Source organism: Paenibacillus sp. EZ-K15, from assembly GCF_002573715.1.
Classification (GTDB): Bacteria; Bacillota; Bacilli; order Paenibacillales; family Paenibacillaceae; genus Paenibacillus_AQ.
This window is the reverse complement of the sequence record NZ_PDHM01000002.1, coordinates 12,194-26,469: the sequence shown is the minus strand read 5'-3', so window position 1 is coordinate 26,469 and position 14,276 is coordinate 12,194. Positions and strand designations below refer to the sequence as shown.

At 48.9% G+C, this 14,276-nt stretch carries 15 protein-coding genes and 1 riboswitch; of the genes, 11 read left to right on the top strand and 4 right to left on the bottom strand.

Annotated elements, in window-relative coordinates; all coding sequences use genetic code 11:
- Nucleotides 1–234: 234 nt before the first annotated feature.
- The 3 genes from CRG97_RS00450 to CRG97_RS00440 all read left to right on the top strand — a co-directional run bounded on the left by CRG97_RS00450 (nucleotide 235) and on the right by CRG97_RS00440 (nucleotide 4,230).
- Entirely contained in the window at nucleotides 235–618 is a 384-nt protein-coding gene (locus tag CRG97_RS00450) for an ArsR/SmtB family transcription factor (RefSeq protein ID WP_076326378.1), read from the top strand.
- Complete coding sequence (locus tag CRG97_RS00445; RefSeq protein WP_098741266.1) at nucleotides 619–2,877, top strand: heavy metal translocating P-type ATPase; 2,259 nt, start codon at nucleotides 619–621, stop codon at nucleotides 2,875–2,877.
- A gap of 183 nt (nucleotides 2,878–3,060) precedes the next feature.
- On the top strand, nucleotides 3,061–4,230 hold the full coding sequence (locus CRG97_RS00440; RefSeq protein ID WP_098741265.1) for a copper amine oxidase N-terminal domain-containing protein: 1,170 nt from the start codon (nucleotides 3,061–3,063) through the stop codon (nucleotides 4,228–4,230).
- 95 nt (nucleotides 4,231–4,325) lie between these two features.
- On the opposite strand, the gene CRG97_RS00435 is transcribed toward CRG97_RS00440, so the two are convergent.
- Nucleotides 4,326–4,844, bottom strand: coding sequence for a YwhD family protein (locus CRG97_RS00435; RefSeq protein ID WP_098741264.1), 519 nt, complete (start codon nucleotides 4,842–4,844; stop codon nucleotides 4,326–4,328).
- Nucleotides 4,845–4,992: 148 nt separating this feature from the next.
- Between CRG97_RS00435 and CRG97_RS00430 the strand changes: the two genes are divergently transcribed.
- The 6 genes from CRG97_RS00430 (at nucleotide 4,993) to CRG97_RS00405 (ending at nucleotide 10,859) form a co-directional block, all read left to right on the top strand.
- Nucleotides 4,993–6,984: a M1 family metallopeptidase gene (locus CRG97_RS00430; protein ID WP_098741263.1), complete on the top strand. Its 1,992-nt coding sequence runs from the start codon at nucleotides 4,993–4,995 to the stop codon at nucleotides 6,982–6,984.
- Between the two features lie 11 nt (nucleotides 6,985–6,995).
- A complete protein-coding gene (locus CRG97_RS00425) occupies nucleotides 6,996–7,823 on the top strand; it encodes a hypothetical protein (protein WP_098741262.1) in 828 nt (275 codons plus the stop codon).
- Nucleotides 7,824–8,172: 349 nt separating this feature from the next.
- A riboswitch (cyclic di-AMP (ydaO/yuaA leader) is annotated at nucleotides 8,173–8,312 on the top strand.
- 4 nt (nucleotides 8,313–8,316) lie between these two features.
- The gene (locus tag CRG97_RS00420; protein WP_098741261.1) at nucleotides 8,317–8,790 is read left to right on the top strand and encodes a C40 family peptidase; all 474 of its coding nucleotides are present in this window, start codon (nucleotides 8,317–8,319) and stop codon (nucleotides 8,788–8,790) included.
- 437 nt (nucleotides 8,791–9,227) lie between these two features.
- Nucleotides 9,228–9,701 carry a C40 family peptidase gene (locus CRG97_RS00415; RefSeq protein ID WP_098741284.1) on the top strand — a complete coding sequence of 158 codons (474 nt, stop codon included), beginning with the start codon at nucleotides 9,228–9,230 and terminating at the stop codon, nucleotides 9,699–9,701.
- Between the two features lie 139 nt (nucleotides 9,702–9,840).
- Nucleotides 9,841–10,341 (top strand): GNAT family N-acetyltransferase, encoded by a 501-nt coding sequence (locus CRG97_RS00410; RefSeq protein ID WP_098741260.1) that lies wholly within the window; start codon nucleotides 9,841–9,843, stop codon nucleotides 10,339–10,341.
- Nucleotides 10,342–10,502: 161 nt separating this feature from the next.
- Complete coding sequence (locus CRG97_RS00405; protein WP_006207476.1) at nucleotides 10,503–10,859, top strand: c-type cytochrome; 357 nt, start codon at nucleotides 10,503–10,505, stop codon at nucleotides 10,857–10,859.
- Nucleotides 10,860–10,954: 95 nt separating this feature from the next.
- Here the strand turns inward: CRG97_RS00405 and CRG97_RS00400 are convergent, their stop codons facing one another.
- Nucleotides 10,955–11,269 carry a 4a-hydroxytetrahydrobiopterin dehydratase gene (locus tag CRG97_RS00400; protein ID WP_098741259.1) on the bottom strand — a complete coding sequence of 105 codons (315 nt, stop codon included), beginning with the start codon at nucleotides 11,267–11,269 and terminating at the stop codon, nucleotides 10,955–10,957.
- 109 nt (nucleotides 11,270–11,378) lie between these two features.
- Complete coding sequence (locus CRG97_RS00395; RefSeq protein ID WP_098741258.1) at nucleotides 11,379–11,672, bottom strand: hypothetical protein; 294 nt, start codon at nucleotides 11,670–11,672, stop codon at nucleotides 11,379–11,381.
- Between the two features lie 191 nt (nucleotides 11,673–11,863).
- Here CRG97_RS00395 and motA point away from each other — a divergent pair, with 191 nt between their 5' ends.
- The gene (motA, locus tag CRG97_RS00390) at nucleotides 11,864–12,664 is read left to right on the top strand and encodes a flagellar motor stator protein MotA (protein WP_098741257.1); all 801 of its coding nucleotides are present in this window, start codon (nucleotides 11,864–11,866) and stop codon (nucleotides 12,662–12,664) included.
- Complete coding sequence (motB, locus tag CRG97_RS00385; RefSeq protein WP_098741256.1) at nucleotides 12,648–13,454, top strand: flagellar motor protein MotB; 807 nt, start codon at nucleotides 12,648–12,650, stop codon at nucleotides 13,452–13,454. The genes motA and motB overlap by 17 nt, the downstream gene beginning before the upstream one ends.
- A gap of 114 nt (nucleotides 13,455–13,568) precedes the next feature.
- On the opposite strand, the gene rluF is transcribed toward motB, so the two are convergent.
- A complete protein-coding gene (rluF, locus tag CRG97_RS00380) occupies nucleotides 13,569–14,270 on the bottom strand; it encodes a 23S rRNA pseudouridine(2604) synthase RluF (RefSeq protein ID WP_098741255.1) in 702 nt (233 codons plus the stop codon).
- Nucleotides 14,271–14,276 lie beyond the last annotated feature (6 nt).

The following is a 14,276-nucleotide window of genomic DNA, read 5'->3' as shown; positions in this document are numbered from 1 at the left end:
CGTGATATGAAATGGAAGGATTTTCTGAGGAGCGACGCTGCACCTAACCGTTGGTATTGGTTAATACTATAAGACTTGTCGATTCATTCTTGGACTGTGAAATGCTTGTGAACAATCAAATATCCGTTTGAATATTCTGTGTAAATCGGGTATATTATGACTAACAATCAAATCAACGTTTGAATATAAAGAATAAAGAGCACTTATTGCTCCTAATCCAAGGAGGTTGTTCCTATGAATGCCCGGACGATGAACGAAGAAGTCTCCCTTGAGCTGTGTGAAACGGAATGTCCTTCAACCGAAAGGGTTGCTTTGTTAAAAGAAACGATCTCCGATGATGATATGATCGGCATGGCAGAAATCTTCAAGGCTTTGGCCGATCCGACGCGGGTCAAGGTAGCCTATATGCTGGACCGTGGCGGCGAGCTATGTGTTTGTGATGTAGCCGAAGTACTCGGAAGTTCAACGGCAACAGCCTCCCATCATCTGCGTACGCTGAAGAACAAAGATATCGCCAAATCGCGGAAAGCCGGAAAGAATGTATACTACTCGCTCAAAGATGACCATATCCGGACACTGCTTCACATGACGCTGGAGCACCAGAAGGAGAAGATGTAGATGAGCACAGACAACCATCAACGTTCCAAATCATCTCCGGAGGTAAGCGGAGAACTTATTGAATACCGGGTACAGGGCCTCTCATGCCCTAACTGTACACGCGAAATGCAGGAAGAGATCCAGAAGCTGGATCATGGGAACAATGCCCGACTGAGTTACAACAGCGGGAAGCTGACCCTCTCTCCCCATGTGAATCTAAGCCGGGTAGAGACCATTCTGAAAAGTGACGGTGCGCGCATCGTTCATGCTCCGCAGACAGCCTTATCGGCCGCCGGCGCTGAAGCACAGCCTGCCCATTCATCGCATTCTCACGGATCGGCACAAGGTCATGATCACGAACATAGCCATGGTCATGCTCATGAACACAGTCATGGCGGCGAAGGGAACATGAAATGGCTGCTGTCGATCTCCGCTGTTTTCTATCTCTTAACCTTTCTATTAGAAGGAAAAGTCCCTGAACCGATTGTGATCGCATTATATGCAGGGGCTATGATTTTGAGCGGATATACGACATTTTTGCGCGGACTGCGCAATCTGACCCGCTTCAAATTCAATATGGATACTCTGATGACCGTTGCGCTCGTGGGCGCCGTCATCATCGGGGAGTGGCGGGAAGCCACGCTGGTTGCCATTCTATTTGGTCTTAACGAGCTGCTGGAAGGCTACGGCATGAATCGGGCCCGACAATCGATGGAAGCCCTGCTGGCTGCAGCACCGAAAGAAGCTGATCTATGGAAAGATGGTCAAACCCAGCGCGTACCGATCGAGAGCCTCTCTCCCGGAGACGTTGTCCGGGTAAGACCCGGGGAGAAGATTCCTTCGGATGGGGCCATAACCCAAGGAACCGGGGCGGTGAACGAAGCCGCCATTACCGGGGAATCGGTACCTGTTACGAAACGGGAGGGCGATGCTGTATTTGGCGGCAGTGTAAGTACCGATGGCGTTCTCTATATCGTCATATCGAAGGCCTATGAGGATTCCTCCCTTGCCAAGATCATGCATCTTGTACAGGAAGCACAGGACAGCAAGACGCCAACAGAGCTCTTCATCGATAAGTTTGCTAAATACTATACTCCGGCGATTATGATCATCGCGCTGGCGGTTACGCTAATTCCTCCACTGCTGCTGAATCAGCCCTGGATGACCTGGATCTATCAAGGGCTGTCCATCCTCATTGTCGGGTGCCCTTGCTCGCTTGTGCTTTCTTCTCCGATTGCACTGGTCAGCGGGATGACCCGCGCGGCACGCAACGGGATTCTGATCAAAGGCGGGGTCCATCTGGAGCAGCTTGGCCGACTGGAAGCCATCGCTTTTGACAAGACAGGAACCTTGACCAAAGGCGAGCCTGCCGTCTATGCGGAGACGGTATATGATGAAACCAAATTTTATGCCGTTGTAGGCGCACTGGAGCAATCCTCTCTTCATCCGTTGGCTAAAGCGGTCATGAAGCATCTGGAGATCAAGAATCCGCAGTGCATGTTTAATGAACCTCAACAGATAACGGTACTGCCAGGTGAAGGCATTCGAGCTGAAATTGGTGGGAAACTGTTCTGGGTCGGAAGCGAGGAAGTGTTGAAGCATGTGAACGGCCCGCAAGATCATATTAGCGCCGTAGAGGAAGACATTCGGCGTATGAAGGCCCAAGGCTATACGATCGTTGCCGCCGTGAGCGAGGATCGCGTATTAGGCCAGTTCGGCCTTGCCGACGAGATCAGACCGGAGACCGAAGCCGTTGTCCGTAAGCTCCATGAGGCCGGTATCACGGATACGGTCATGCTGACAGGCGACCACGAGCAGTCCGCACAGGCGATCGCGAAGCAATCCGGTGTATCTCGGGTATTCGCAAGCCTCCTGCCGGAACAGAAGGTTGCCAAGATCAAGGAGCTTTCTTCCCGCAAAAAAACCGGCATGGTAGGTGATGGCATTAACGATGCCCCTGCATTGGCCGCTGCCGATCTGGGTATCGCGATGGGGAAAGGAACTGACAGTGCCATCGAAACGGCCGACGTCGTATTAATGCAGGATCACCTTGGCAAGCTGCCGGGGGCCATCCAAACCGCAAGACGGGTCAATCAGATTATTAAGTGGAATATCGGGCTTTCCTTGTCGCTGAAGGCCGTTGCTTTACTGCTTACGATCCCGGGATGGTTGACCCTGTGGATCGCCATCATTTCGGACATGGGCGCAACCATTATCGTTACCTTGTTAGGTCTCACCATTCTGCTTGGCAAGGATCAGGAGCTGAAATCAGGATATTGATATCACCGGAGCTTCGCCCCATTAGGGCAGCTCCGGTTTTTTAGTTCGCCCTTTTGCGCGCCAGCTCTAATCCTTCGCCAACGCGTATATCATTTTTTACATGATTTTGCGATTGGGGTGAAACATTTTCCATTATTTAGCCGTTTATATAGGCGGGAGTGAAAACCAGAAGGAGGAAATGATATGAAATCCGTGCAAATCATCAAATTAGCAGGTACCGCATCCATAGCCATGTCTTTATTGCTTACGTCCTCATCGCTCACAACGATTCCTGCCCATGCGGCAGCAGCCTCCACATCACAGAGCAAGGTAACATGGAGCACGCTGGATGTGAAACATAAACCTTATACGAATAAAGGCGTCGTGTTCGTTCCACTAAAGGAAGTTTCCGAACAGCTGCAGCTGCAGTTGACGACCCCGGGAAAAAACGAGCTGTACATTAACAGCCCGACACAGTCTGTTCGCATTACCATCGGACAGTCGCGCGCAGTCAATGCCAAAGGGACCGCTCTGAAGCTCGAGGCCGCTCCGGTTGTGAAGAAAGGCGTGACTTATGTTCCAGCCAGTCTGATTACCAGGGCCTTTGGCATCCCTCTGAAGTATGACAGCAAATCCGGACTTAGAACGACCTTTGATGCTTGGTCAAAATACGCCTATGCTTTCAAAGCCAATATGCTATTCTGGGTAAATCGCGAGAATGGGATGCTGTCCATGGGTAAAGCTGGATCCATGCCAGCCCAAGTTGGCAAAATCCCCGTTGAGGAGATCGATCAAGTCAGCTTAAGCGCACACCGTATCAACAGCAATACCTATGTCGTTGACTTGTCCAATTATTACGGCGAACCTCATATTCATGAGGGAAGATACCGGGTGCTCATTCAGGACAACAAAATCCTGAAGCTATCCAAAACCAATCATTCCAATTTTGCCGGAATAAACTACAAACCGGACCAACTCAGCTTCAAAGGCAATATTGCCATGATGAACGGCAGTACGCTTGCGCTGGTTCACCCGACAGGCAAAACGGTCAAATCTTATGACCTGGCCGCGCTCACGGGAGTAAAGGATAGTTTTATCGTAGAAGCAATCGAACAAGACTTCCTGCTCGTCCGACCCTACACAAAGGCGACCCTGTATATCGTTCATCCGACAGGCAAGACAGCTGAGCTTATCTATCCTGAACTTCTGGACGAGGAAACCATCAAGGTCATTGAGGAAATGCCGCCGAACGAGGTGGGCTTCATTGGTGACGGTTTAACGTATATCGGATATGCCGGCGGCAAGCTGACGTTCCAATACAATAATCCGTTTCTCGGTCAAAAAGAAAAACGGACCTACACCCTTCCATTCTAACCATACGCAATGACAAAAAGACCGGCTGGATTCGTTCATGAATCCAACCGGTCTTTCCACTTTAGCATCTAGAATAATCACTTTTATTTATGGTATCATGCCTCGGTTCGAAGGGCTTCCTTGAATTCCTCTGGTGATGCATCCCACCATTCCTCGTTACGTGAAATCAGCAGCTCACGCAGTGCATTCTTCTCGACGTCGCCAAGTCCATCCAGAATGATCTTGCGCTTCATCGCCGCATCCATTTTATTCACATGATCGGCGAGGATCTTCCAGCCGCGGCGGGCCTCCTGGTCGATCCACATTTCACAGGCGGTCATGCCTGCATAATGCTGTCCTTCGGCGGTACGGTCTACAGCTACCCACACGATCCATACCTGGCGTCCATTCGGCACTTCATCCCGGTTCATGCTGAAACGGATACCCTTCTCCACCTTACTCTTCGCATGCATGGCTCCAATATCCACTCGGGCCTCGCCATTGTCGATAATGACGGGCGACAGACTGTTCAGATCGATGGAGCCTGATCCAAACCCTTTATGCTTACTCTTACTATTAATAATATTCAAAGCAATCGGTTTCTTCGCACCCTGCTTCTGCTCTTCATTCTCCACTGCTGCCGACCTCCTATATCAGAGCCGATTCTTAAGTATCAGCTGCTAAATTGATAACCTTTGTCCCAATAATTTTATTTTAACTAATAATCCCCCAAAAGCAAACATATACATGCACTAGATGCTTGTCAACGGGAGGTTGTTCGATATGGTCCCACCACGTGCCAAAGTCTTTCTATCATCCCTGCTTGCCATAGGTTTGCTTGCAGGATCGATGCCGATATTTCTGAATCCAGGGTCCTCAGCGTCTGCTCTTGCCCCAAATGCGGGCAAGCCCTCCGTCTCTGCTGTGGAGAAGGCCCCTCTCTCACCGCCTAAGGTGCAGCCTAATATTCCCGCTCCGGCCTTAAGCGACCGACTAGTGGAATATCATATGGATGTTCGGTACGAGCCTGAGGAGAACAAGCTTAAGGGCAAACAGACGCTCACTTGGACTCATCCAGGCAAAAAAAGCGTAAACGAGCTGTACTTTCATCTGTATCCCAATGCATTTGCTTCCAATGATACGACTTTTATGAAGGAATCGGGTGGCCGGCTTCGTTCCGATCCCATGCCAGACGACGGATACGGCTCCATGACGATTACCAGCGTGAAAACAACCGAAGGTCTGGCCCTGACCCATCGCCTTCAATTTGTCCAACCCGACGACGGTAACATCAAGGATCACAGCCTTGTTAAGCTCCGATTGCCTAAACCCATCAAGAGCGGGGAGAGTGTCACCATTCACTTGGAGTTTGAGGTCGAGCTCCCCAAAATATTTGCTCGCATGGGTACCACCGAGAATTTTATTATGGCGGGGCAATGGTTTCCTAAAATTTCGGTCTATGAACCGGCTGGTCTTCGCGGAAGAACAGAGGAAGGCTGGAATCTTCATCAATACCATGGCAATTCCGAATTCTATTCTAACTTCGGCATTTACAGCGTTCGCATCAGAGTGCCCGAAAATTACATTGTAGCCGCGACCGGATTCCCTACCAAGCCTGCCCAAAAAATTAACGGGGAAAAAATTTATCAGTTCTATGCGGATGATGTGCATGATTTTGCCTGGTCGGCATCGCCGAACTTTGTCACGGCAGAAGAAGCATTCTCCGCACCAGGCGTACCGGGCGTCCGCATCAAGCTGTATCTCGATCCAGCCCATAAAGACTTAAAGGAGCGTTACTTTGATGCTGCCAAGTCGGCCCTTGCTTCGTTTGGAAAATGGTACGGAACCTATCCATATTCCACGTTGTCCATTGTCGTTCCGCCGGAATCGGGCAACGGTGCAGGCGGCATGGAATACCCGACGCTGGTCACGGCCTTCGGGGCCAAAAACGATTCGCCGGGATATGAGCTGGAGCGGACCGTCATTCATGAAATTGCCCATCAATATTTTTACGGAATGATCGCAAGTAACGAATTTGAGGAAGCATGGCTGGACGAGGCCTTTGCAACCTATGCAGAAGAACGAGTGATGGAAAAAGAATACGGGATTACCTCCAATACGGCGGCTCAGGGAGCATCCATCACTTCCCCTGCACCGCTGAAGATGGAATCCTGGAAATACAGCTCGCACGAAAACTACGCACTGAATGTTTACACGAGGGGCAAGCTGGTGCTGCAAGGCATCGAACGACAGGTCGGTCCGCGGATGATGGAGAAGATTCTTCATACGTACGCCCAGAAATACCGCTTCAAGCACCCGACCACGTCCGACTTCCAGAAAGTTGTAGAGCAAGTAAGCAAAACGTCCTGGCAGCCGTATTTTGACCAATATGTATATGGAAGCCAGATGGCGGACGTTGCCATCGACGTGATCAAAACCAAAAATAAAGGCACGGCGGAACATCCTCGGTATGAATCTACCATCAAGATAACGAGCAAGGACGGGGATATAACCGATGTGCCAATCGTGTTCGCCTTTGAGGACGGCAAAACGGTGGAGCGAACCTGGAGCGGCAAAGACGGCAAAGTTACTTACACCCTGGAGTACAGCACTCCGCTCGCCTGGGCCATGGTTGATCCGAAATACTCCATCGTCCTGGAGAATAAACACATCAATAACTATATGAAGACAGGAATGGATCCGAAGGTGGTTACACGCTGGAATCTCAGTATTACCAAGCTTGTGGAGACGCTGTTCGGCAGCCTGTCATGGTGAGGGGGGAGCACATGAAAAGTTACGCAGGCCAAGGGTGGATCAGTGTTAAAGACCAGCTATACGTCTCGATTCTGCTCTTCTTGTACCGTTTGCTGTGGGGATACTGCCTGTACCGACTTGTAAAATCGGCAGTCGTTCCCCTTCTGATGCGATATCCGGATTCTGCCCCTAACGAGCTCAGCCGTCTTTTATTCTTCTACGAGGGCGAGATGAGCCTATCCCTTAGCAGCACGGTCCACATCTACGGATGGCTTCTGGCCGGTTTGCTCTTGATCCGGATGATCCTCACCCCGCTCATTCGGGCCGGCATCTTCTACAACCTTCACCAGGAAGCTAAGGGCGAGCGCGGTTTATTCTTCTTCATTGGCATGCGGAAACTGTGGAAACCCGTAACGCTATTCTATCTGATTGAGCTCATTCTCACATTTTCGCCCGGTTACTGGATTCTGCCCAAAATCCTTCCGATTCTGCTGAATGGGATTCAAGAGCCTGTTCTGCTGCTTCATGCACTGCCCTATGCAGCTGGGTGGTTCTTGTACGCCTATCTGATCCGCCTGTTATTGCTCTATATGCAATTCGGGCGCACTGGGGGTTTCGGTATGATCAGCTCTATTCTGGCACTCTTCCGCCGCTTGGGCACGGCAGTGCTGTTGTCCATCACCATCGGCGGATCAGCCTGTGTCATTCTGTTGCTCCTGAGCTCGGCTTCGCTCTTCTGGGCCGGGTTGATCGGCTTAATTATTCAGCAGGCCTCTTATTTCCTGAATGGACTATTCCAAATTTGGGTAATTTCCACCCAATATCATTTGTGGAGAGATTCCTCCTCACAGCATTCCTAATCGTTACAATTCGTTACCCTGAAATGGTGAATCATGCTCGCGAATAAGCTGTAATCCGAAGTGACACGTTTCTATCCCGAGCTTGATTTTACAAAGAATAAGCATTCATTTATCCTCTATATTACAAATTTCTGAGCGCCAAATTACAAAAAAACCTGTTTCCCCAAGATGGGGACAGGTTTTTTTGTTTAAAAATGATCTTTCCTCGTTTGCCAAATTGTTAATACTCTGCTAAAATAACGAATATGTTAGTAACAACTTTGTCATCTTTACTGTAACTTTTTTATTGGAACGATGTAAATTCGTTAACTATGTTGGAACGTCAGACGTCAATGAATGGGTTCATCAACATTTTAAGGAGCCGAATTCCCATAACGATATGGGAAGCGGGGGATCCGTTTTGGGTGAATTGATCTCGCAAGAGAGGGATCATAGGGACCTTTCAACCGAACCCTTAAGCTAACCTCGCAGGCAATGGAAGGAGCTTTTTGTTTTGAAAAAGAAGTTAACGGCTGTTTCTCTCGGCCTCGCACTCGCACTCACGTTAGGGACCGGAAGCGCTTTCGCCGATTCCAAATTAAATACAGCAATCAAACCAGCCATTGGTGTCTCTTATAAAACGGGTGGAACCACAACGAATGGTTTTGACTGCTCCGGATTCACCAGCTATGTTTACAAGAAGCTTGGCCTTAGCCTGCCGCGTACGTCTGCAGCTCAATACAAAGTAGGAACGGCAGTATCCAAGAGCAGCCTGAAAGCTGGCGATCTCGTGTTCTTCAACACATCCGGTAGAGGTATATCTCATGTGGGTATTTATGTTGGGAGCGGCAAATTTGCTCATTCCTCATCTTCGCGTGGTGTCATGATCAGTCCGCTAAGCCAGAGCTATTACGCCAACCGATATGTAGGCGCTAAAAGAATTATGAGTCAGAATACGTACAAATCTGTAGCTGTGAACTACAATTAATGTTAGAACTTTATTGATTTACTCTTATAAGAAGCCCTGGGTTTATGAGATTGTGCCGATCTCATCCAGCGGCTTTTTTCTTTTGTTGATTGTGTGTATACCTTTATAACGTTTAAGACAACGAAAAAGTTTCCACTTTTCAAAAAAAAATGAATGAAGATATTGAAATGACTTCGTTTGGTTATTCCATCCCCAATCTCCTCTTATTCTTTATATACCCTTCTCTCCCTTCATTAAACACCGTTTTGGAAAAATATTGATTTTATTTGACGCTTCGACAGCTAATCCGATTGAAAAATAGCAAAATCCATCAAGAAATAATTGCCAATCCCGCTTGCTGTCTGATAGAATGGACGCAGTAACAACTTTGTCATTAATGTAAGTGCTTTAATACATAGATTGCTATGCCTCGCGGCAGCGAAAAGGAGCTTTCCATGCTGAAGAAAACATTATCAACAGCAGCCCTTAGTATAACACTGCTGTTCACTTTGGGCGTTGGCAGCGTGTTTGCTGATAGTGCGCTGGATCAGGAAATCGATAAGGTGCTAGGTACACGATACAGCTACGGCGGTACGACCACGAGCGGATTTGACTGTTCCGGCTTCACCATGTATGTATATGCCAAACTCGGTTTGAAGCTCCCGCATCAATCCGGCTCTCAATTCGACATGGGGACAAGCGTGTCCCGTAAGGATCTGCGCGCTGGCGATTTGGTGTTCTTCAACACATCGGGCCAGGGCATCTCCCACGTCGGCATTTATATCGGCGATGACAAATTTGCCCATGCCTCGACCAACCGCGGCGTGGTTATCAACCGCCTTGCAGAGGACTACTACGATCAGCGCTACGTGGGTGCAAAGCGTATCATGAGTGATGATACGTATGAAGAATCGGCTGGTGAATCATCCTAAGCTTTAGAGGCTAATCATCCCTATACATACTGCTTGCCCGTTAAAGGAGCCCTTACCTCTCTTTGACGGGCTTTTTTGATGCGACTTGGATGTTCGGAAAAGGGTTATCATTCATATATACGATAGGAGGACTTCACCAATGGATGCAACACCGATTTCATTTCACACCGTAGTCATGCGTGAAGAGCACGCGAAGGAAATATGCGCCTGGACCTATCCTCCTCCCTATAATATCTATGGCTTTCTTCCCTGGGAGCAGATGAAAGGGCTTGAGGTCGAGTTTGGCGATCCGGACATTCGCCAGAGGCAGTACATCTCGATTCTGGATGAACGGGAGGCCCTGTGGGGATTTGCCCAGCTGTTTCCGATGCACGAGGTGACACGAATCGGACTTGGCATGCGGCCTGATTGGTGCGGGCGCGGAATGGGTAAACGGTTTATGGGGGCGATTGTTGGGGAAGCCAGGCGGAGGCGGCCTGCCGACGAAATCGACCTTGAGGTAATGACCTGGAATGAGCGCGCGATCCGCGCTTATCAAAGGGCAGGCTTTCACATTACCGATACGTATGAGCGGCTTACGCCAACGGGAAATGCCCTTTTCCACTGTATGGTGTATGAGCCCCCGGCAAATGAGGAATAGTAATCTTTGTCTATATGAAAAAGCACAATTTTGTGTACTTTTTATGAAGCTACGCCGTATAGTTGCTTTTTTTGTCACAACTGGCTATGCTGTCTATGGATGTTGGTTTATAATGGAGACAAGTGCAAAAGTGCAGTATACATAGAAGGGACGATATGACGATGCAAAAATGGATCATGAGCGGATTGTTCTTCGTCGCATGTGCGTTGGCTATCGCGCTGATGTTTACGCTCCCAGGTAAGGAACAGGTAGCTCAGGAAGAGAAGCCGACCATGCCGGAAGTGACTCTCGATGCTGCCGCAGCGGAAGCCACACTGAAAGCAAGCTGCATTAGCTGTCACGGCGACCAACTTCAAGGCGGCGCTGGGCCGGCTTTGAATCAAGTAGGCGGGCACATGGATGCGGACGCGATCTTCAACGTTGTAACCAAAGGTCGTAAGGGAATGCCTTCCTTTAAAGATCAACTTAAGCCTGAAGAAATCGCAAACATCGCGCTGTACCTTGCTGAGAAAAAATAAATCAGCTTATACGCAAAACACGCTTGCACCTGGAGTTCTTCCCGGCGCAAGCGTGTTTTTACATATTCGGGACCTCTGAGGGGACTAACCGTCTCCTACTGTGCCGCCTTGCCATCCTTCGAACGACTCTTCTCATAGGCTTCGTTAAACTGCTGCGCTTCCTTAATATCCACAGCCGTAATGCCACCGTCGTCCCAAGAGGTGAGACGAAGTGTAACGACTTTATAATCTATGGTGATGTAGGGGTGATGTCCGAAAGCTTCTGAAATAGCTGCCACTTCATCAACAAAAGCGATTCCCTTCATGAAGGAGGAGAAGGTATACTTCCGTACAATCCATCTCCCTTGTTCAAATTCCCAACCCTCAAGCTTTTCCAGATGAGCCTCTACTTCTTGCTGCGTATAAAGCATCTTTTATCTTCCTCCCCGAAAAAAACCTATCTTAAAGCCGACTTACACGTAATATGGTCTTTCTGTCATCTATTCTATTCTGCCCTGTATCTGTTGATAACTGGAGTGATTACACAAGAGCCACAAAGGCCAACTCTTCTTCACCAATCAAAATATGTATTCGATGGTTCGTTTGATCATGCATGACCACGCCGCTGCCAACGTTAATCACCGGCTCTGTGCCTAGCGCATAGAACAAATCCTCAGCCAGCGCTTCATGAACCTCATTTCTCTCGGCTTCACCCAGATTGCCCCAATCCTCAGCTTCCATTTCAAAGAAGACATAGCTGTCGGTAATTCGTCCGACCGCCTCGGTCAGTTCTACCAGAATTTCGCCGTAATCTCTTCCGTGTTTAACGCCCATCTCCATCACTCCTTTCCTTGCCGTACTTAGCTTCGTTTCCCTTCCTTCCATTATACCGGAAATTACAACTAAAAAAAAAAGCCCGACCTGACGATAAATAGGATAACGCCCCACATAAGGGGCCCGGTTCTCCATGAGAGCCGTTCTGACGAATGGATTCGTTATTTTATTTCTCACGGATGAGGTGTGGTATGGAAATTTCAACAATTATAGGCTTAATACTCGGTATCGTCGCGGTACTGGTGGGCATGGTTCTGAAAGGTGCCTCCCTTCTCGCTTTGTATAATCCGGCAGCCTATCTAATCATTCTTGGCGGTACGGCAGCAACTTTATTCATCGGGTTCCCGCTAGTCGAGCTGAAAAAGATTCCGAAGCTGGTCAAGATGACCTTTGTGAAACAGAATCTGATGGACAAAACGGAAATGATCAAGCTGTTTATGGAATGGGCTTCGATCACACGCCGTGAAGGTCTGCTGGCTCTGGAAACCAAAGTCGATGAGATCGATGACACCTTCCTGCGTAATGGGATGCGCATGATCATCGATGGCAACGATCAGGAATTCGTACGTGATGTATTAATGGAAGATATTAATGCCACCGAAGAGCGCCATCGTTCCGGTTCATTGATCTTCTCGCAGGCCGGTATGTATGCACCTTCCCTCGGGGTACTCGGAGCCGTTATCGGTTTGATCGCTGCACTATCCCACATGGAAGATATGAGCGAACTCGCTCAAGCCATCGGGGCCGCGTTTATTGCTACCCTGCTCGGTATCTTCACCGGTTATGTGCTCTGTCACCCGATTGCGAATAAACTCAAGCGTCTATCCAAACGTGAGGTTGAAATCCGCCTGATGATGGTAGAAGGCCTGCTGTCCATTCAATCCGGTGTATCCACCATTGCAATCAATCAGAAGCTCTCCGTGTTCCTGACACCGTCCGAACGGGCAGAGCTCAGCGAGAGGGAGGCTGGTGCTAGTGAGCAAAAAGACTAGACACGAGCCGCATGAGGAGCATGCCGACGAATCCTGGCTTCTTCCTTACGCAGACCTACTGACCTTGCTTCTGGCCTTGTTCCTGGTGCTATACGCCATGAGTGCGACGGATGCACGTAAATTTCAAGAAATGAGCGAAGCCTTCAGTGTTGCTCTCACCGGCGGAACCGGTGTCCTGGATTATAGCAAAACGGAATCCAGCGATGATCCGCCCAATATTAAGGATCATAAGGCGACATCCCCTTCCGTTCCCGCAACAACACCTGACCAACGGCGTGCAGAGCTGATGCGTCAGGAACAACAGGATCTGGAGAAGCTGAAGAAGCAGCTCGATAATTATATTAAAAATAACGGTTTAACCTCGGAGCTCAGCACCAAGTTGAACCACTCCCAGCTTGTCATTACGATACGGGATAACGCCTTATTCCCTTCCGGCGAAGCCGTTGTGAAGCCAGAAGCCCGTAAACTGGCCAAGGCCATCTCGCAAATGCTTCACAAGTTCCCGGACTATGAAATCATTGTATCCGGCCATACGGATAATGTGCCAATCTCTAACAGCCGATATCCGTCGAACTGGGATTTAAGCTCGGATCGAGCCTTGCAGTTCATGAAGATTCTGCTTGCCAACTCGGAGCTGGATCCTAAACGGTTCATGCCGATCGGTTATGGTGAATACCATCCGATTGCTGATAACAACACCGCTGCTGGGCGAGCGAAGAACCGCAGAGTCGAGGTATCCATTATACGTAAATACCAGGATAGCGCCACCTTTACAAGCGTGAATGAATAACCCAAATGGGAACGGGTCCCTACAGACTATAACACACAATAAACAACCGATGCATCTGGTCTTACAGATCCCATCGGTTGTTTTTGTTTAAGATTATAGAAGTATTTCAGCCAGCTACTCGAGCCTGTAGTTCAGCAGCTGACCAAGCTCTTCCTTCTCCTTCTCGTTAAGATCACGCCATGAACCGATGCGTTGACTGCCAAGACGGATATTCATAATCCGGATTCGCTGCAGCTTTCGGACCTCATAACCAAAAGCGCTGCACATTCTGCGGATTTGGCGGTTTTTACCCTCGGTCAGTATGATTCGGAATACGCGCTCGGACATTCGAGTGACCTCACAAGGTAACGTCATCTCACCCAAAATCTTTACGCCGCTGGACATCCCGCTAAGGAAGGATTCCGTTACCGGGCGATCCACCGTCACAATGTATTCTTTCTCATGTTTCCCCTCAGAGCGAAGGATCTTATTGACGATATCTCCATCATTCGTCAGCAAAATCAGTCCCTCAGAGTCCTTATCCAATCGTCCGATAGGAAAAATACGCTCGTTGTGGCCTACAAAGTCTACAATATTGCCCTTAATATGCGGTTCGGTGGTGCTTGTAATCCCGACCGGCTTATTAAGAGCAATATATACATGTTTCTTCTTATCCTGAAGCGGCTTTCCCTGAACTCGGACATCGTCGCCTTCCTCTGCCTGGCTTCCCAGGACAGCAACCACGCCATTAATGGTGACCTTCCCGCTCTCCACCAGCTTATCTGCTTCACGACGGGAACAATATCCCGTTTCACTGATAAATTTATTGATTCTCAAGATGCC

Coding starts and splice junctions, on each gene's coding strand:
- CRG97_RS00405 (WP_006207476.1), top strand. CDS start 10,503: ATGCAAAAATGGATCATGAGCGGATTGTTCTTCGTCGCATGTGCGTTG.
- CRG97_RS00440 (WP_098741265.1), top strand. CDS start 3,061: ATGAAATCCGTGCAAATCATCAAATTAGCAGGTACCGCATCCATAGCC.
- CRG97_RS00430 (WP_098741263.1), top strand. CDS start 4,993: ATGGTCCCACCACGTGCCAAAGTCTTTCTATCATCCCTGCTTGCCATA.
- motA (WP_098741257.1), top strand. CDS start 11,864: ATGGAAATTTCAACAATTATAGGCTTAATACTCGGTATCGTCGCGGTA.
- CRG97_RS00425 (WP_098741262.1), top strand. CDS start 6,996: ATGAAAAGTTACGCAGGCCAAGGGTGGATCAGTGTTAAAGACCAGCTA.
- CRG97_RS00400 (WP_098741259.1), bottom strand. CDS start 11,269: ATGCTTTATACGCAGCAAGAAGTAGAGGCTCATCTGGAAAAGCTTGAG.
- CRG97_RS00445 (WP_098741266.1), top strand. CDS start 619: ATGAGCACAGACAACCATCAACGTTCCAAATCATCTCCGGAGGTAAGC.
- CRG97_RS00410 (WP_098741260.1), top strand. CDS start 9,841: ATGGATGCAACACCGATTTCATTTCACACCGTAGTCATGCGTGAAGAG.
- CRG97_RS00450 (WP_076326378.1), top strand. CDS start 235: ATGAATGCCCGGACGATGAACGAAGAAGTCTCCCTTGAGCTGTGTGAA.
- CRG97_RS00395 (WP_098741258.1), bottom strand. CDS start 11,672: ATGGGCGTTAAACACGGAAGAGATTACGGCGAAATTCTGGTAGAACTG.